Source organism: Staphylococcus sp. EG-SA-14, from assembly GCF_017151935.1.
Lineage (GTDB): Bacteria > Bacillota > Bacilli > Staphylococcales > Staphylococcaceae > Staphylococcus > Staphylococcus aureus.
The window spans coordinates 1-17,957 of record NZ_JACVZM010000006.1 but is presented as its reverse complement, the minus strand read 5'-3'; the positions used below and the strand labels follow the sequence as shown (position 1 = coordinate 17,957).

The window sequence follows — 17,957 nt, the reverse complement described above, 5'->3', positions numbered from 1 at the left end:
ACAGAAACGATAATATAGTTGTGTGAATTTGTTGTTAATAGGAAGTGATAATTATTGCTTTGCGAATCTAGAATTATAGATAAAAAATGCAAAATATAGAATTATAAAATACAATGATGAATATTTCATGATAGATTTATCGAGTAATTACATATCTTATCTATTGCCAATGATCAATTGGTTTATACCCAAAAAAGGAGTTAAGTTAAGTGTTAAAGAGGTAGAAAAACTAGATACTATAAAGCCTCAAAAAAATTCAGCTTTAAATTGGTATATAGGATTCTCTGTATTATTGACTGTGATTTTTAGAAAGTATATTAGTTTATTAGATTTACAAATTGAAAGGTATATAAACATTAGTATAAGTCTTTTGATAATTCTTTTTATCATTTTGTTTAGATTGTATATAAATAAAAAGTTAACAATTAAGAATTTTCATCAAAATGAGTACAGGACTTTAATGCTAATCCCGACATGGAAAAGCTTTATATTTACGTCGTTTGCTTTTGTCTTTATAGGATTAATATCAATATTTACAATCATTGTCACCTTTTATTATGAAAATCAAAACATCATAGTATTTCTAACTGAAGTTGCTATGATTCTAATATTCTCTTTTTTAAATGTTTTATCAATTTCTGACTCGAAAGTCCATGTCATAATAAAAGAAAATGGCAAATGAAATATATAAACAAAACTTTACTTATTCATTTAGAAGGTATCAAAAAAACGCTAACAATCAAAACAACAACACCTATTAACGTAGGAGTGGGGTTTTTAAGGGAAAAAAGGACATAATTTAAAATCTGAGTGAAATTACTAAATTCAGATTATAAATATGCAAATAACAATGAATAAAATTTTTAATGGCAGTAAATTAGTAATATTTAAAAGTCTTCTGAAGTATCGAAAAAATGTATTACACATAAAATCAAATGGAAGTGAAGACATTGCTTTGCGACGTTGAAGTGGTTAATAAGAATCCTAAATATAGAATTATTAAATATAATGATGAATATTTGATGATCGATTTAGTAAGTACCTGGTTAACTTTATTTCTTCCAATGATGAATTGGTTAATCCCTAAAAAATACGTGAAGATTAGTAAAGAAGAATTTGAAAATTTAAAGATTGTAAAACCTGTTAAAAATAATGCTTTTTGGCCAGCTGCAGGTGGCTCAGTTTTATTTGGAGTTACATTCAGGAAATATACTCAATTTCTTAATATTCAATTAGAAAAAAACTTGGTTATTGCCATATGTTGCATGATATTTCTAGCTGTTTTTACATTATTTTTATATTTAAATAAAAAACTAAAGCTGCATATGTTTGAGGACAATAAAAATGATAACGATAAAATCATATTAATCCCTACATTTAAAAATATTTGCTTATCCCTAATTGCCTATGTGTTTTTCGGTGGCTTTTCAATAATGCTTTTAAGTATGTTGATGACCTTAAATCCTCAAAATATAATAGGATTCTTAGCTTTGTTTGGTATGATTGCTGCTTTCTTTATAGCAAACAGGTCTTCAATTATCGATAAAAATGTATACGCAATACTAAGGTCAAAAGAGGTTGAGAAGTGATTAAATTAGCTAGAATTGCATATTTAAAAGGTGGTTCAAAAAAGCACTAGTTCAATTTTAAAATAGCAATTTAGAGCGTGTTATTTTGTCTGATAGCTCTCATAATATTGCTTGCTAGCAATCCAATTGGATGGGCGGTTGTTGGTGTATTAGCTTTTCCCTCTCTTGCTGACATGTTTGCAGATTGAGCTTATCAAACAAATAAACTTGGATTACAGGATAAAACAGATTGGGTAGGTCACAAAATAGACGATGGCATAGACGTTGTAAAAGAATCCGCAGAAGTTACCATAGATAGTGTAGAAAATACAGTGGGTGAAGCTACAAAAAGTATCGGTAAACATATTAATCCAGTGAAATGGATGTGGTAAACATTGCTTTGTGAATCTCGAGTCATTAATAAAAACCCAAAATACAGGATTATTAAATATAACGAGGAGTATTTGATTGTTGACTTAGCAAATAACTGGCTAACATTACTCCTTCCAATGATGAATTGGTTAATCCCAAAAAAATACGTAAAGATTAGTAAGGAAGAATTTGATGTCTTAAACATTGTTAAACCTACTAAAAATAGAGCTTTTTGGCCAGCTGCAGGTGGCTCAATTTTATTTGGAGTTACGTTCAGAAAGTATACTCATTTGCTCGATATCCAACTAGAAAAAAGTTTAGTTATTACCATATGTTTTATAACATTCTTAAGTATTTTAATCTTTTTTATGAAATTAAATCAAAAATTAAAATTAAAAGTTTTTAATAAAAATAAAGAACATAAAGAAAAAATTATGCTACTACCTACTTTCAAACATTTTTGTTTTGTACTATTTTCTTATTTATTTTCGGGATTTTTTTCAATAATGAGTCTATGCATGTTAATAACTTTAGATTCCCAGAATATAATAGTATTTATTGCTTGGATTATAATGACAATGCTTTTCTTTCTAGTGAATATGGCTTCGATAGGTAACAAAAATGTTCATGTCATATTTAAAAAATAATGAGGTGAAAAATAATCGCAATTGGTAGCATTGTATATTTAAAAAGTGATTCACAAAAATGATGATTTTAAATCGTGAACTTATCTTAGAACAAGAAAACCAAAAATAATGTTTGATTATATTGCATTTCAATGTCCTTTTCAATTGATAAAGGTAGCCCTGTTTTATTTTAATAATTAAATTTAGAGCGTGTTATTTTGTATGATAGCTCTTATAATATTGCTCGCTAGTAATCCAGTAGGATGGGGAGTTTTACCAAGATATACTGCAGGTTCTGTTTCGGCAATACTTGTAAATTGGGATCATCAAACAAATAAATTTGGATTAAGAGATAAAACTGAATGGATATGTTATAAAACGGATGACAATATAGATGTAATAGAAAAATTCGCAGATGAAATTGTAGAAGGTATTGAAAGTACCATTGGTGAAGCTACAAACAACATTAGTAATCATATAAATCCAATGAAATGGGCGTGGTGAGTTTTGCTTTGCGAATTTAAAATTATCAACAAAAATCCAAAATATAGAATTATTAAGTATAATGATGAATATTTGATGGTTGATTTAGCAAGTAGTTGGATAGTATTTTTTCTTCCAATGATCAATTGGTTTATCCCTAAAAATTACGTCAAAATTAGCAAGGAAGAATTTATGTCTTAAACATTTTTAAACCAGTTAGAAATAATGCTTTTTGGCCTGTTACAGGCGCTTTAGTTTTACTTGTAACCTTGTCGAAAAAATATATTTATTTGCTCAATACCCATTTAGACAAAAAAACAGTAATAATCATATGTTTTGTCATATTTCTATGTGTAATAACATGCTTTTTATACTTGAACCAAAAACTAAAACTACATATTTGGGACAAAAATAAAGGTGAAAACGAAAAAATCATATTAATACCTACGTTAAAAAATATATTTATATCTTTGTTTGCTTATATATTTTTTGGCAGCTTTTCAATTTTATCTCTAAATATATTATTAACAATGGATTCTCAAAATATAATAGGATTTCTTGGTTGGATTGTAACGACGTCATGTTTCTTTTTTGTTAACAGGTCATCAATAATCGGTGGAAATGTTCGTGTCATACTTAAAAAGCATTAGCAATCGCTAAATTTAAAGTCAATTGAGAGCATTAAAGTTTTAGCATGGAAGTTATAAAAATCCGCATATTATAAAGGATATCAAACAATAATATTTTAACTTAGCAATATATTCAATATTCTAAAATCATGAGAATAGCTGATTAATTGTTTGAACTTAAAAAGATATGAAGTGGGCGAGATAAAAATGTTATGTGAGTCCTGGAATATAAATAAGAACCCGAGATATAAAATTATAAAATATAAGAACGAGTATTTAATGATTGATGTAACTAGTTCTTGGATTTTCTTTTTCATTCCAATGCTTAATTGGGGTGTACCTAAGAAATTTGCGAAGATTAGTCAAAGTGAGTTTGAAGAATTAAATACATTTACACCGAAAAATAGTAGTTCAGCTGGATGGATAGCAGGTGGGGGATCAGTTTTATTGGCAGTATTGACGAGAAAATATATACAGTTGTTAAATATACAAATTAATCAAATTGCTGTGAATATTTTATGCTCTCTCGTACTTTTGGGGGTTTTCCTTTCGGCTTTATATATTAATTCGAAATCTAAGTTAAACGTTTATGATAGAAATAACTGTGATGAAAAGATAATTTTAATACCAACTTTTAAAAATTTATGCTTAATGCTCCTTTCGTATATTATTTTTGGTAGTTTAAGCATACTTGCTTTTTATATGTTTATCACAGAAGGTATTCAAAACATCATTTTATTTATTACTTGGATTATGCTTGTAATAATGTTCTTACTTAGTAATGTAGCTTTGGTAGTCAATAAAAAAGTAAATGTTATAAAAAGGTAGAAAAATGACTAACAATATTATGTTAGCCGTTCTTCAAATAAAGATTACTAAGTAAAAGTAGGAAGTGATAAACAATGCTATGTGATATTAAGGTTATTAATAAAAATCCGAGATATAAAGTCGTTCAATATAATGATGAGTATTTGTTAATTGATTTAGTAAGCACTTGGCTTGTATACTTTTTTCCTTTTATTAATTGGTTCATTCCCAAAAGGTATGCAAAACTTAGTGAGAAGGAACTTGAAAATTTAAATGTTGATAAACAAAATAAAAATAATATTTTCTGGCCAGTTACTGGTAGTTCGTTTTTATTTGTAGTTATTTTACGGAAATATGTACATACGTTTGAAGTTCAATTAGATAATAAGATTTTAATATCTTTATGTTTTATAGGATTTATAGGTATTGCAGCATTTTACATTTACTTAAATAAAAAGCTTAAACTAAAGATATATGATGATAATCTAGATAATGAAAATAAGGTTATATTAGTGCCTACTTTTAAAGATGGAAGTTTTATAGTTTTCACATATCTATTATTAGAAGGTTGTTCTATATTATTTTTAATATGGCTAATGACTATAAAACCTCAAAATCTACTGGTATTTATTATGTGGATTATTATTACAATTTTTTTCTTTCTAATAAGCATGGGCTCAATTAGTAATAAAAAGGTTTATGCCAAACTTAAAAAGCAATAGTAATTACTAAACTTAGATTGTAGTTCGTAAGTTAAGTAATAAACAGGAAAATAGTATGTTACTAAAATACAAAACACTTATAAAGTATCTGAAAGTGTATTAGATATAAAACCAACGAGACGGAAGTGGTAAATTTTGCTTTACGAATCTAATATTATTAACAAAAATCCCAGATATAGAATTATTAAATATAAAAACGACTATCTGATGATTGATTTAGTAAGCACATGGTTAGTTTTGTTCTTTCCGTTTATTAATTGGTTAATCCCAAAAAAATATGTCCAAATCAGCAGAGAAGATTTTGATAATTTAAATATTGTCAAACCAGTTAAAAATAAAGCTTTATGGCCAGCTATAGGTAGCATACTTTTATTTGGCACTATGTTTAGAGATAAAATATATATACCTGATTCTCATTTAGAAAAAAATTGCGTTATTATCATATGTTCGGTTTTATTATTAAGTATTCTAGTGTTTTATATATATTTAAATCAGAAAGTAAAGTTATCTATCTATAATAATCGGAGTAGCAATGGAAAAATTATGATTTTCCCTTCATTCAAGAATCTTTGTTTTGTACTATTTTCTTATTTTTTCTGTGGTGGATTATCAATCATGTTCTTAGATGTTTTGATTAGTTTATCTATCCAAAATATTATAGTATTTATTGCTTGGGTTATTATGACAATGCTATTTTTCTTTTTAAATATGTCTTCAATAATAGACAAAAAGATTCATGTTATATATTTAAGGCCATATAAACATTAATTTTGATACAAAAGGGCACAAGTGTTTTGAGAAACAGAAACGATAATATAGCTGTGTGAATTTGTTGTTAATAGGAAGTGATAATTATTGCTTTGTGAAACCGAAATTATCAATAAAAATCCGAAATACAGAGTTATTAAGTATGATGATGAGTATTTAATGGTCGATGTAATAAGCACTTGGCTTGTATACTTTTTTCCATTTATTAATTGGTTCATTCCAAAAAGGTGCGCCAAAATTAGTAGAGAAGAGTATGAAAAACTGAACACTGTTAAGCCAGTTAAAAATAAAAATTTTTGGCCTGTTGTAGGAGGAACAATCCTACTAGGTGCTACTTCCAGAAAGTACATACACTTACTTAATATTCAATTAGAAAAAAGATCGGTTATATTTATATGCTTCGTTGTATTTCTATGTATTTTAATCTTTTTTGTGCTTCTGAATCGAAAATTAAAATTGAAAGTTTTCGATAATAAAAAAGAAGAACAAAAAATAATTTTAGTACCAACATTAAAAAATGCTGTTCTTATATTATATGGCTATTTGTTGATTGGAGGCATGTCAATATTAGCTTTAAGCATGTTGCTGACATTAGAAAACCAGAATTTAATAACTTTTATAGCTTGGGGTATGGGGTTAATGTTGTTTTTCTTGATGAATATAACACTCATTGTCAATAAAACAGTCAAAGTTATAAAAAGGTGAATAAATAACTAATTATATTGTATTGGCCGTTCTTCAAATAAAAAATAATTTGAATAAGGTGGAAGTGATAAACAGTGCTTTGCGAATCTAGAGTCATTAATCAAAACCCTAAATATAGAATTATTAAATACAATAATGAATATTTCATGGTTGATTTAGTAAGTACTTGGATTGCTTATTTTTTGCCCATGATTAATTGGTTTATTCCCAAAAAGTACGCGAAAATTAGTAGAGAAGAATTTGAAAGTTTAAATATTGTCAAACCCGCTAAAAATAATACTTTCTGGCCTGTTGCAGGATTTGCAGTGTTATTAACAACCTTAACAAGAAAATATATCTATTTGCTTAACATCCATTTAGAAAAAGAAATAGTTATATTAACATGCTGTATGATACTTCTAGGTGTTTTCGCATTGTTTATATATATAAATACAAAATTGAAGTTACATATTTTTGATAAAAATAAAAGTAATAACGAAAAGATCATATTAATACCTACATTTAAAAATATTTGTTTATCCTTATTTGCTTATATATTATTTGGTGGATTGTCAACAATGGCTCTGAGTATGTTAGTAACTTCATCCCCTCAAAATATAATAGAATTTCTTGCTTTAATTGGCATGACTGCATGCTTCTTTCTACTGAATATGTCATCGGTTTTAGATAAAAATATTCATGTTATTTTAAAAACAAATAAGTAGTAAAATTGATTAACTTAGGTAGTATCGGATACTTAAATGTTGGTTCATAAAAAGCAATGATTTTAAATCGAGGAGCTATCTTAGAACAGGGAAATAAAACAGCTAAAGTTATAAAAAGCGAATTAATAACTAATTATATTATGTTAGCCACTCTTCAAATAAAAAATAATTAGAATAAGGTGGAATTGATAATCAATGCTATGCGAATCTAAAATCATCAATAAAAACCCAAAATATAGAATTATTAAATATAATGATGAGTACTTAATGATCGATATAATAAGCACTTGGATTAGTTTGTTTTTTCCTTTTATTAATTGGTTCATCACCAAAAGATACGTCAAAATTAGTAGAGAAGAGTTTGAAAATTTAAATATTGTGAAACCTGCTAAAAAGAATGTTTTTTGGCCAGTTGCAGGTATCTCTACTTTATTCGCAGTTACATTAAGAAAGTATACACATTTACTTGACACTCAACTTGATAGAAAATTAGTTATTGCTATATGTTGTATCACATTTATAGGGATTTTAACATTTTATGTACGCCTAATTAAAAAATCATCTTTAAATATTTATAATACTAAAAATAAAAGGTCAAAAATTATCTTAATACCAACACTAAAAAATTTTTGTTTAACATTGTTTAGATATGCTTTTTTTATTTTATGGACAGTGATTTTCTCATATGCTCTATTATCAATGAGTTATCAAAACATAATAGTATATTTTGCTTGGATTACAGCAATAATGGGTTTTTTTCTAGTGAATATAGCTTTAATTATAGATAAAAACATTCATGTCATACTTAAAAATTAAGTGAAAGTACTAAATTCAGATTAAAAATATGAAAATATCAGTTAATAAAACCTTTGATGACAGTAACTTGATAGTATTTGAATGTCTTTTGAAGTATCGAAAAATGTATTACACATAAAATTAAAGGGATGTGGAGACATTGCTTTGCGAATCTAAAGTTATTAATAAAAACCCTAAATATCGAATAATCAAATACGATAGTGAATATTTAATGATTGATTTGGCAAGTAATTGGATTGTCTTCTTCTTTCCATTTATTAACTGGCTCATACCGAAAACATATGTCAAAATCACTAAGAATGATTATGAAAAATTAAATATTGTCAAACCAGTTAAAAATAAATCGATAGGATGGACCATATTCGCGGGTATTGTGTTACTTGGTGGTACTGTAAGAAGAAATACTTATTTATTTGATTTTCAATTAGAAGAACTAATTGTTTGGAGCAGCTGTTTCATTGGGTTTTTAGAGATTATATTTTTTTATTGTTATCTAAATAAGAAATTAACATTAAATATTTATAATGAAAGTAAAAATAATGAACTTAAATTAAGATTATTACCCTCCTTTAAAAATATTTGTTTCACAATTTTTTATTACCTATTTACTGGTTTCATGTCTTATGGGGCATTTTACTTGTTGGTATTTGAAAATGTGCAAAATTTAATCTTATATGTTTCTTGGCTTTTCATGACTATGCTATTTATGTTTATGAATATGCATTCAATTATAGATAAAAAAGTACATATATTCTTAAAGTCTAATAAATAGTTACAAATTTAGTTAGTTTTCAATTGTTAATTAGGGGTGGTAAACAGTGCTTTGTGAATCTAGACAAATTTATAAAAATCCTAAATATCGAGTTATTAGATATAATAATGAATATTTCATGGTCGATTTAGTAAGTACTTGGATTACTTATTTTTTCCCTATGATTAATTGGTTTTTGCCCAAAAAATACGCAAAAATTAGCGAAAATGAATTTGAAAGGTTAAATATAGTCGAGCCTGTTAAAAATAATGTTTTTTGGCCGGTTGCAGGAAGTTCAGTTCTATTTGGAATTATATTGAGAAAGTACGGTAACTTCTTTAATGTTCAGTTTGAAAAACAACTAGCAATCACTGTATTTTTTATCATGTTAATAGGGATGTTAATTTTTTATTTTTATCTAAATAAAAAATTAACATTAAAAATTTTTAATACCAACGTGGTTAATAAGAATAGAGTTGTATTAATACCGACTTTCAAACAAGGATTGTTAATAGTTTTTGCGTACTTTTTTTAGGAAGCGCTTCAATATTTACTTTAACCATTCTTTTGACGACAGAGTCACAAAATATAATAATATTTTTAACTTGGGTTATTATCACGATGTTTTTCTTTTTAGTGAATATGGCTTCGATAGGTAATAAAAATGTTCATGTTATTTTAAGAATAAACGAGTAGTAAAAATGATCGAAATTGGTAGTATCGCATATTTAAACGGTGGTTCAAAAAAATATAATCATATCTTAAATCAGGAAAATAGATAGTAATGTTTGAATATACCAAGTGAAAATGCCCATTGTGATTGATAAAGGAAAAAACTGTTTTAATTTAAAAATGAAATATAGAGCGTGTTATTTTGTATGATAGCTCTTATAACATTGGCGTTTTTAATCCAATAGTATGGACGGTTTTAGCTGGTTTTGTTGCGGAATCTGTTTAGACAATTCTTAAAAATTGGACTTTTCATACTAATAAATTTGGATTAAGAGATAAAACTAATTGGATAAGACATTAAATAGACGCTGTTTAAAAATACCACAGAAAAAGCTGTAGATAGTGTTGGAACGATAGTTGGTGAAGGTACAAAAAGTATTGGGGATCATTTAAAACTAATGAAACGGGAGTGGTAAATGTTGCTTTGCGATGTCAGAGTCATTTATAAAAATCCGAAATACAAAGTCATTCAACATAACGGTGAATACTTATTAGTCGATTTAGTAAGCACTTGGTTCGTGTACTTTTTTCCTTTCATTAATTGGTTCATTCCAAAAAAGTACGCGATAATTAGCGAAGAAGAATTTGAAAATTTAAATGTTGTTAAACCAAATAAAAATAATGTTTTCTGGTCAGTTATAGGAAGTTCGGTTTTGTTTGGAGTTACTTTAAGGAAATACATACATGTTTTTGATGTTCAATTAGATAAGCTAGTTGTAATGATATTGTGTGCTCTCGCTTTAATTTGTGTTATAGTTTTTTATTTTAACTTAAATAGAAAGCTTAAGTTAAAAGTGTTTGATACAAATATTGAAAAAAATAAGAGAGTTATATTAATACCAACGTTTAAACTTGGCTGTTTTTTAGTTTTCGGATATATTTTCGCTGGAAGTTTTTCAATATTTTCATTAATTGCCCTTATGACAATCGAACCTCAAAATATAATAATATTTATTTATTGGATTATGATGACAATGCTTTTCTTTTTGTTAAATATGACTTCGATAGGTAATGAAAAAGTTCGCGTTATAATGAAAAATAATTGATTACATTTAAAATATTCTAAATGTTGTCGACACAATCCTTTTAAGACGCTAGTAGAATTTAAATGACTTCTAATGTATATGAAAGTGTATCAATATAAAACCAATTGAAAAGAAGTGGAGACATTGCTTTGTGAAACTGAAAATATTAATAAGAATCCCAAATATAGAATTATCAAATACAAAGATGAATATTTGATGATTGATTTAGTAAGTACATGGTTAGCACTCTTTTTCCCAATGATTAATTGGCTGATTCCAAAAAAGTACGTCAAAATCAGCGAAAAAGATTTTGACGATTTAAACATTGTCAAACCTGTTAAAAATAAAGCTTTTTGGCCAGTTGCAGGTAGTACTATTTTGTTCGGAGTTACGTTTAGAAAATATATTCCTTCACTTAATATTCAATTAGAGAAAAACATGGTGATTGTAATATGTTGTGCAATATTTCTGGGTGTTTTAATACTTTTTTTATTTCTGAATCGTAAGCTAAGGTTGGAAATTTATAATAATAACTCTAGTAAAGGGAAAATAATTTTATTTCCTTCATTAAAAAACTTTTGTTTCACAATATTTTATTATTTTTTATTTGGCGGTCTTTCAATAATGGCTCTAAGTATGTTATTAACTTTAAATCCTCAAAATATAATAGGCTTTATTGGTTGGTTGGTAATGACTGCAGGTTTCTTTCTGTTAAACATGTCATCGATTATTGACAAAAAAATTTATGTATTATCTAAAACTAACACGGTGGAAAAATGATGGTTTAGCTGGATTTACTGCAGGTTCTATTTCGGCAATACTTGTATATTGGACCAATCAAAAAAATGAATTTGGAATAAAAGATAAAAACGATTGGATAGGACATAAACTAGACGTTGGTATAGATGCTGTAGAAAAATCTGCAGAAAAAACAGTAGATGGTGTTGAAAATGTCATGGTGAAGCTTCAAAAAGTATTTCTAATCATATAAGCCCTAAGAAATGGAGCTGGTAAATGTTGCTATGCGAATCTAAAATCATCAATAAAAATCCTAAATACAGAATTATTAAATATAATGATGAGTACTTAATGATCGATATAATAAGCACTTGGATTAGTTTATTTTTTCCATTTATCAATTGGTTCATCCCAAAAAGATATGTCAAAATCAGTAAAAAAGAATTTGACGATTTAAATATTGTTAAACCTGCTAAAAAAATGTTTTTTGGCCAGTTGCAGGTAGCTCTGCTTTGCTGGGAGTTACATTAAGAAAGTATACACATTTACTTGATATTCAACTAGATAAGAAATTAGTTATTGCCATATGTTGCATCACATTTATAGGGATTTTAATATTTTATGTACGCCTAATTAAAAAATCATCTTTAAATATTTATAATACTAAAAATAAAAGGTCAAAAATTTTTTTAATACCTACACTAAAAAATGTTTGTTTCACATTATTTGGATATATTTTATTTGGCGGATTGACTATGCTATTCCTAGATGCACTATTATCAATGAGTTATCAAAACATAATAGTATATTTTGTTTGGATTGCAGTTATAATGGTTTTTTTTCTAGTTAATATAGCTTTAATTATAGATAAAAACATTCATGTCATACTTAAAAACCAATAGAAATTACCAAATTAAATTTGTAATGGCTTTAATATTGTCGTTCTTAAATGTTTTTCAATTTCTGATTCAAAAGTACATGTAATTTAAAGGTCAACGAGCAATAGCGCTATATGCATATCAATTTAAGCAATACTTATTTTAACTGAGTTTTATATAACGTTTTCCTATTACACCGCTTAAATTCAAGCTCTAATTCTAACATTTGGAAGTTGTATTAAATCATGGTAGTGTGATAGTGGAAAAGTTATAAAGATAAGGAGCTGGGTCTAATGAAGCAATTTGTAAACTTAGGTAAATCTGATGTTGAAGTGTTTCCAATCGCACTTGGGACGAACGCAGTAGGTGGGCATAATTTATATCCGAACTTAGATGAAGAACAAGGAAAAGATGTTGTTCGTCAAGCCATTAATCATGGTATTAATTTATTAGATACGGCATATATTTATGGGCCAGAACGATCAGAAGAATTGGTTGGAGAAGTTGTTAAGGAATATCCGCGAGAGCAAATTAAAATTGCTACGAAAGGGTCTCATGAATTTGATGAAAATCAAGAAGTACATCAGAACAATCAACCGGAATATTTAAAACAACAAGTTGAGAATAGTTTGAAACGTCTACAAACTGATTATATCGATTTATATTATATTCATTTTCCTGATGACAACACTCCGAAAGATCAAGCAGTTGCAGCATTACAAGAGCTTAAGGAACAAGGGAAGATTAAAGCCATTGGTGTATCAAATTTCACATTAGATCAACTTAAAGAAGCAAATAAAGATGGTTACGTTGATGTTGTACAGTTAGAATATAATTTATTGCATCGCGAAAATGAGGCAGTATTACAATATTGTGTTGATCACCAAATCACATTTATTCCATATTTCCCATTAGCATCCGGTATTTTAGCTGGAAAATATGATGAGAACACTAAATTTAGTGACCATCGTACTACACGTCGTGATTTTAAACCAGGTGTATTTGAAGAAAATGTGCGTCGCGTAAAAGCTTTGGAAAGCATAGCTGCAGCACATCAAACTTCAATTGCGAACATTGTATTAGCATTTTATTTAACGAGACCAGCTATCGATGTGATTATTCCTGGTGCAAAACGTGCAGAACAAGTCATTGAAAATATTAAAACTGCAGATATCGTTTTATCAGATGATGAGATTCAATATATCGATGAACTGTTTCCAATTGAAGACTAAATGAATTGTATTTAATGGTGACATATGTATCTAATTTCATCATGAATTAGCCCCGTATCACAAACGACGTTATATAAATTTGTAAGCGTTTTACTATTCGGTAGGTAAAGCTTATGATAGTATAATTAGGTAACGAAAAACACAGATATTTATTAATCAAAAGTGAGGTTAGGCTAAAATGATTACTGTTTTGTTTGGTGGGAGTAGACCAAACGGTAATACTGCACAATTAACAAAATTCGCTTTGCAAGATTTAGAGTATCAATGGATTGACGTGACACAACATCAGTTTAAACCGATACGTGACGTGAGACATACAGTAGAGACTATTACTTCATATGACGATGACTATTTGCCAATTCTAGATAAAATATTGGCTAGTGATACAATTATTTTTGCATCACCAGTGTATTGGTATAGCATTTCAGCACCATTGAAAGCATTTATCGAACATTGGTCAGAAACATTACAAGATAAACGATATCCTAATTTTAAGGCACAAATGGCCGAAAAGGATTTTAGAGTTATTTTAGTTGGTGGAGATTGTCCAAAAATAAAAGCGAAGCCAGCAATTACGCAAATGAAATATAGTTTAGACTTTTTAGGTGCCACTTTAAATGGTTATATTATTGGAACTGCTGAAAAGCCTGGTGACATCATGAAAGACAACTATGCCTTAGCACGTGCAACTGAGTGGAATAGTATATTGCAATAAGACATACCTCATACTAAACGAAGTGATTTTTTGCTTCGTTATTTTTTATTTTTAATTTTAACGTAAAATATAAATATATAAATTGAATAGACAATCATTGTTTATTAAGTATTGAGCAAGTTGTGGTATAATGCCGTTATTAAAACTTGTTAATAAGGGGAGAAAGTCATGTTCAAGGTAAGACAAGCAACTGAAAAAGATGTTGTTCAAATTAGAGATGTCGCAACTAAAGCTTGGTTTAATACATACTTAAATATATACGCTGCGACAACGGTTAATCACTTGTTAGAAGCTTCATATAATGAACATCATTTAAAGAAAAGACTTCAAGAACAATTATTCTTAGTCGTTGAAGAAGGTAATGACATTGTTGGCTTTGCTAACTTTATTTACGGTGAAGAATTATATTTATCAGCTCATTATGTTAAACCAGAATCGCAACATACAGGTTATGGTACAGCATTGTTAAATGGAGGATTATCACGTTTTGAAGATAAATTTGAAGGTGTTTATTTAGAAGTAGATAATAAAAATGAAGAAGCAGTAGCTTACTATAAAGAGCAAGGTTTTACAATCTTACGCTCTTATCAGCCAGAAATGTATGGCGAAAAGTTAGACTTAGCACTTATGTACAAAGCATTTTAAGTAAATTAAATATTATATTAAACGAAAAGGAGGGGAATAATGACTAACGCATATGTAGATTTAAAATTAGTAGAAGAAAAAGTTTTTAAAGACCCGATACATCGATATATTCATGTTGAAGATCAATTGATATGGGATTTAATTAAAACTAAGGAATTCCAAAGGTTACGTCGAATTAGACAACTAGGAACACTGTACCTATCTTTTCACACAGCAGAACATAGTCGTTTTGGACATTCTTTAGGTGTGTATGAAATAGTTAGACGATTAATTGATGAGTCATTTATTGGTCATGATGCATGGGACAATAAAGATAGACCGTTGGCATTATGTGCTGCATTATTACATGATTTAGGACATGGTCCATTTTCACATAGTTTTGAAAAAATATTTAATACAGACCATGAAGCATACACACAAGCGATTATTACTGGAGATACTGAGGTGAATGCTGTATTACGTAAAGTGGCGCCTGAGTTTCCAAGAGAAGTTGCGGAAGTAATTAATAAAACGCATCATAATAAATTGGTCATTTCGATGATTTCGTCACAAATCGATGCGGATAGAATGGATTATTTACAACGTGATGCGTATTTCACAGGTGTATCATATGGTGCTTTTGATATGGAACGTATTTTAAGATTAATGCGACCTTCTAAAGATGAAGTACTAATCAAAGAAAGTGGTATGCATGCAGTTGAAAACTTTATTATGAGTCGTTATCAAATGTATTGGCAGATTTATTTCCACCCAGTTAGTCGTGGTGGAGAAGTGCTGCTTAATAATTGTTTGAAACGCGCAAAACAGCTTTATAATGAAGGCTATGAATTTAAGTTGCATCCACATGATTTTATTCCATTTTTTGAAGAGACAGTTACGATTGAACAATATGTTGAACTCGATGAAGCGGTAGTTACGTATTATTTGGAAAAATGGACAAAAGAAGATGATGCCATTTTAAGTGATTTAGCAAGTCGATTTATTAATCGAGACTTATTTAAATATATTCCATTTGATGGCTCAATTATTACAATATCAGAACTGCAAGAACTGTTTGAAGCAGGTGGTATTAATCCAGATTATTATTTTGTGAGTGAAGCATTTTCGGATTTGCCATATGACTATGATCGACCTGGGTCAAATCGCAAACCGATTCATTTATTAAGACAAGATGGTACGATTAGAGAAATAAGCAATCAATCATTAGTCATTCATAGTATTACAGGCATTAATCGCCAAGACTATAAATTATATTATCCTAGAGAAATGGTTGCAAAGATTAAAGATAAGACAATTAGAGAAGCTATTGAAAATTTGATTAATGAGCTTAATTAAACAGGACTAAAATTGTTATCGTTAAATATGGAGGTTATATCATTGTCTGAGAAAAAAGGCTTTAATTTTAATATCATAAAAAATGACCCTCTAGATGGTCATAAAGGTACAAATATTGGTTCAATTAGCTTAGACAATATTGCACCAGTTTTTATCGATGTTGCTAACAAAGAAGCATTTATTGATATTGGAGGCATGCATGCTCGCGCCAAAGTTGAAAAAGGCGTGAAATGGATTACTGATAAAGCTGCTGTTGAAGGCGATGAAGCTAAAGAATATTGGTTGTGTTGGGTAACAACAGAACGTAATGAACAAGGACCATATTATGCTGGTTTAACAGCGTGCTATTTATTAGTGAATAAAGCAATTCGTCGTGGTTATAAAAGTATGCCTGAACATGTTAATATGATGGATAAATCAATGAAACATCATATTATCATTGATCAAATTGGTGACGAGAATAAAGCTATTTTAAAAGACTTTTTAATGAACCATGATGAAGGTATGTGGAAGCATTCTTCTGATGCTTTACATCAAGCATTTAATTAAATATTAGAAACTAAAATTTCCCAATTAATCTATAAAGATATGATTCATTTCTCAATGACGACGTAAATCTTGAGGTGAAAATAAAGTCTTAGATTGGTTGGGAGTTTTTTTAATTTTTTTGAAATTAAATTAATCTGTAGTTAATAAAAAATTTGAATAACTGACACATTTTTTTGATCATAGCTATATACTTTGTGAATTAATTCACATTATAATAAGAGTGAAGATAAGAGTATTATAAATTATCTTTAAATAAATATATGTGAAGTAAAAATTACACGTTAGCATATCGATTATGTCATTTCTTTTAACATATTAACTAGGGAAACGTTAAAAGTTAACGGTTGATATCTAACTAAAATCAAGGTCACAGTAGTATGTTTTAATCTGGCGTCTATTACAAATAAAAATTACATCTATAATTATTCGTTTTCTTTTTTGAAAGTAATCGCCAATTAATATCATACATACTGGAGTGACTATAAGGAGGACATTATTATGAGAGCAGCAGTTGTAACGAAAGATCACAAAGTAAGTATTGAGGACAAAAAGTTAAGAGCTTTAAAACCTGGTGAAGCGTTGGTACAAACGGAATATTGTGGCGTTTGTCATACCGATTTACATGTTAAGAATGCTGATTTTGGTGATGTTACAGGCGTTACTTTAGGTCATGAAGGTATTGGTAAAGTCATCGAAGTTGCGGAAGATGTAGAATCATTAAAAATTGGAGACCGTGTGTCTATCGCTTGGATGTTCGAAAGCTGTGGAAGATGTGAATATTGTACAACAGGTCGTGAAACACTTTGCCGTAGTGTGAAAAATGCTGGTTATACAGTAGATGGTGCAATGGCTGAACAAGTTATTGTTACTGCAGACTATGCTGTGAAAGTACCTGAAAAATTAGATCCAGCAGCAGCGTCTTCTATTACATGCGCAGGTGTGACAACTTATAAAGCTGTAAAAGTAAGTAATGTAAAACCTGGACAATGGTTAGGTGTTTTTGGTATAGGTGGTTTAGGTAACCTAGCTTTACAATATGCTAAAAACGTTATGGGGGCTAAAATTGTTGCCTTCGACATCAATGATGATAAATTAGCATTCGCGAAAGAATTAGGTGCTGATGCTATTATTAATTCTAAAGATGTTGATCCAGTTGC

At 28.5% G+C, this 17,957-nt stretch carries 20 protein-coding genes and 5 pseudogenes; all 25 read left to right on the top strand.

What is annotated here, in order from left to right:
- Window positions 1-127: 127 nt before the first annotated feature.
- Window positions 128-682 (top strand): DUF443 family protein, encoded by a 555-nt coding sequence (locus IDG63_RS05595; RefSeq protein ID WP_001641346.1) that lies wholly within the window; start codon window positions 128-130, stop codon window positions 680-682.
- Between the two features lie 268 nt (window positions 683-950).
- On the top strand, window positions 951-1,589 hold the full coding sequence (locus IDG63_RS05590; protein WP_000881996.1) for a DUF443 domain-containing protein: 639 nt from the start codon (window positions 951-953) through the stop codon (window positions 1,587-1,589).
- Window positions 1,590-1,684: 95 nt separating this feature from the next.
- A pseudogene (locus IDG63_RS14675) lies at window positions 1,685-1,960 on the top strand (T7SS effector LXG polymorphic toxin); the annotation flags it as partial.
- A 3-nt stretch (window positions 1,961-1,963) separates the two neighbouring features.
- Window positions 1,964-2,587: a DUF443 domain-containing protein gene (locus IDG63_RS05585; RefSeq protein ID WP_001808156.1), complete on the top strand. Its 624-nt coding sequence runs from the start codon at window positions 1,964-1,966 to the stop codon at window positions 2,585-2,587.
- A 201-nt stretch (window positions 2,588-2,788) separates the two neighbouring features.
- Complete coding sequence (locus IDG63_RS05580; protein WP_000560951.1) at window positions 2,789-3,070, top strand: hypothetical protein; 282 nt, start codon at window positions 2,789-2,791, stop codon at window positions 3,068-3,070.
- Between the two features lie 3 nt (window positions 3,071-3,073).
- Window positions 3,074-3,699, top strand: a pseudogene (locus IDG63_RS05575) (DUF443 family protein).
- Between the two features lie 186 nt (window positions 3,700-3,885).
- Window positions 3,886-4,506, top strand: a complete 621-nt coding sequence (locus IDG63_RS05570; protein WP_000882161.1) for a DUF443 domain-containing protein — start codon at window positions 3,886-3,888, stop codon at window positions 4,504-4,506.
- A gap of 74 nt (window positions 4,507-4,580) precedes the next feature.
- Window positions 4,581-5,207, top strand: coding sequence for a DUF443 family protein (locus IDG63_RS05565; protein WP_000881985.1), 627 nt, complete (start codon window positions 4,581-4,583; stop codon window positions 5,205-5,207).
- A gap of 135 nt (window positions 5,208-5,342) precedes the next feature.
- Complete coding sequence (locus IDG63_RS05560; RefSeq protein ID WP_023915719.1) at window positions 5,343-5,975, top strand: DUF443 domain-containing protein; 633 nt, start codon at window positions 5,343-5,345, stop codon at window positions 5,973-5,975.
- A gap of 87 nt (window positions 5,976-6,062) precedes the next feature.
- Window positions 6,063-6,680, top strand: coding sequence for a DUF443 family protein (locus tag IDG63_RS05555; RefSeq protein ID WP_000882168.1), 618 nt, complete (start codon window positions 6,063-6,065; stop codon window positions 6,678-6,680).
- Window positions 6,681-6,754: 74 nt separating this feature from the next.
- The gene (locus IDG63_RS05550) at window positions 6,755-7,384 is read left to right on the top strand and encodes a DUF443 domain-containing protein (RefSeq protein WP_000882147.1); all 630 of its coding nucleotides are present in this window, start codon (window positions 6,755-6,757) and stop codon (window positions 7,382-7,384) included.
- A gap of 56 nt (window positions 7,385-7,440) precedes the next feature.
- Window positions 7,441-7,557 carry a hypothetical protein gene (locus IDG63_RS05545; RefSeq protein WP_001788281.1) on the top strand — a complete coding sequence of 39 codons (117 nt, stop codon included), beginning with the start codon at window positions 7,441-7,443 and terminating at the stop codon, window positions 7,555-7,557.
- Between the two features lie 22 nt (window positions 7,558-7,579).
- On the top strand, window positions 7,580-8,200 hold the full coding sequence (locus IDG63_RS05540; RefSeq protein WP_000882093.1) for a DUF443 family protein: 621 nt from the start codon (window positions 7,580-7,582) through the stop codon (window positions 8,198-8,200).
- A 130-nt stretch (window positions 8,201-8,330) separates the two neighbouring features.
- Window positions 8,331-8,972: a DUF443 domain-containing protein gene (locus tag IDG63_RS05535; RefSeq protein ID WP_001793603.1), complete on the top strand. Its 642-nt coding sequence runs from the start codon at window positions 8,331-8,333 to the stop codon at window positions 8,970-8,972.
- Between the two features lie 46 nt (window positions 8,973-9,018).
- Window positions 9,019-9,647, top strand: a pseudogene (locus IDG63_RS05530) (DUF443 family protein).
- Window positions 9,648-10,099: 452 nt separating this feature from the next.
- Window positions 10,100-10,729, top strand: a complete 630-nt coding sequence (locus IDG63_RS05525; RefSeq protein ID WP_000923036.1) for a DUF443 domain-containing protein — start codon at window positions 10,100-10,102, stop codon at window positions 10,727-10,729.
- 123 nt (window positions 10,730-10,852) lie between these two features.
- A complete protein-coding gene (locus tag IDG63_RS05520) occupies window positions 10,853-11,488 on the top strand; it encodes a DUF443 domain-containing protein (protein WP_000882175.1) in 636 nt (211 codons plus the stop codon).
- A 16-nt stretch (window positions 11,489-11,504) separates the two neighbouring features.
- Window positions 11,505-11,722 (top strand): annotated as a pseudogene (locus IDG63_RS05515) (T7SS effector LXG polymorphic toxin); the annotation flags it as partial.
- Window positions 11,723-12,348: pseudogene (locus tag IDG63_RS05510) on the top strand (DUF443 family protein).
- Window positions 12,349-12,617: 269 nt separating this feature from the next.
- Complete coding sequence (locus IDG63_RS05505; protein ID WP_000808895.1) at window positions 12,618-13,556, top strand: aldo/keto reductase; 939 nt, start codon at window positions 12,618-12,620, stop codon at window positions 13,554-13,556.
- 178 nt (window positions 13,557-13,734) lie between these two features.
- Window positions 13,735-14,271, top strand: coding sequence for a flavodoxin family protein (locus tag IDG63_RS05500; RefSeq protein ID WP_000633788.1), 537 nt, complete (start codon window positions 13,735-13,737; stop codon window positions 14,269-14,271).
- 168 nt (window positions 14,272-14,439) lie between these two features.
- Complete coding sequence (locus IDG63_RS05495; RefSeq protein ID WP_000477507.1) at window positions 14,440-14,916, top strand: GNAT family N-acetyltransferase; 477 nt, start codon at window positions 14,440-14,442, stop codon at window positions 14,914-14,916.
- A gap of 39 nt (window positions 14,917-14,955) precedes the next feature.
- Entirely contained in the window at window positions 14,956-16,251 is a 1,296-nt protein-coding gene (locus IDG63_RS05490; RefSeq protein WP_000180230.1) for an HD domain-containing protein, read from the top strand.
- A gap of 27 nt (window positions 16,252-16,278) precedes the next feature.
- Entirely contained in the window at window positions 16,279-16,800 is a 522-nt protein-coding gene (locus IDG63_RS05485) for a YwhD family protein (protein WP_001788287.1), read from the top strand.
- Window positions 16,801-17,298: 498 nt separating this feature from the next.
- Window positions 17,299-17,957 (top strand): alcohol dehydrogenase AdhP (adhP, locus tag IDG63_RS05480; RefSeq protein ID WP_206176371.1); only part of this gene is annotated, 659 nt, incomplete at its 3' end.

Excerpts from the sequence above, each read along its gene's own strand:
- IDG63_RS05545 (WP_001788281.1), top strand. The coding sequence starts at position 7,441 with ATGATTTTAAATCGAGGAGCTATCTTAGAACAGGGAAATAAAACAGCT.
- IDG63_RS05580 (WP_000560951.1), top strand. The coding sequence starts at position 2,789 with ATGATAGCTCTTATAATATTGCTCGCTAGTAATCCAGTAGGATGGGGA.
- IDG63_RS05490 (WP_000180230.1), top strand. The coding sequence starts at position 14,956 with ATGACTAACGCATATGTAGATTTAAAATTAGTAGAAGAAAAAGTTTTT.
- IDG63_RS05595 (WP_001641346.1), top strand. The coding sequence starts at position 128 with ATGATAGATTTATCGAGTAATTACATATCTTATCTATTGCCAATGATC.
- IDG63_RS05500 (WP_000633788.1), top strand. The coding sequence starts at position 13,735 with ATGATTACTGTTTTGTTTGGTGGGAGTAGACCAAACGGTAATACTGCA.
- IDG63_RS05495 (WP_000477507.1), top strand. The coding sequence starts at position 14,440 with ATGTTCAAGGTAAGACAAGCAACTGAAAAAGATGTTGTTCAAATTAGA.
- IDG63_RS05485 (WP_001788287.1), top strand. The coding sequence starts at position 16,279 with ATGGAGGTTATATCATTGTCTGAGAAAAAAGGCTTTAATTTTAATATC.
- IDG63_RS05505 (WP_000808895.1), top strand. The coding sequence starts at position 12,618 with ATGAAGCAATTTGTAAACTTAGGTAAATCTGATGTTGAAGTGTTTCCA.
- IDG63_RS05525 (WP_000923036.1), top strand. The coding sequence starts at position 10,100 with ATGTTGCTTTGCGATGTCAGAGTCATTTATAAAAATCCGAAATACAAA.
- IDG63_RS05565 (WP_000881985.1), top strand. The coding sequence starts at position 4,581 with ATGCTATGTGATATTAAGGTTATTAATAAAAATCCGAGATATAAAGTC.
- IDG63_RS05570 (WP_000882161.1), top strand. The coding sequence starts at position 3,886 with ATGTTATGTGAGTCCTGGAATATAAATAAGAACCCGAGATATAAAATT.
- IDG63_RS05540 (WP_000882093.1), top strand. The coding sequence starts at position 7,580 with ATGCTATGCGAATCTAAAATCATCAATAAAAACCCAAAATATAGAATT.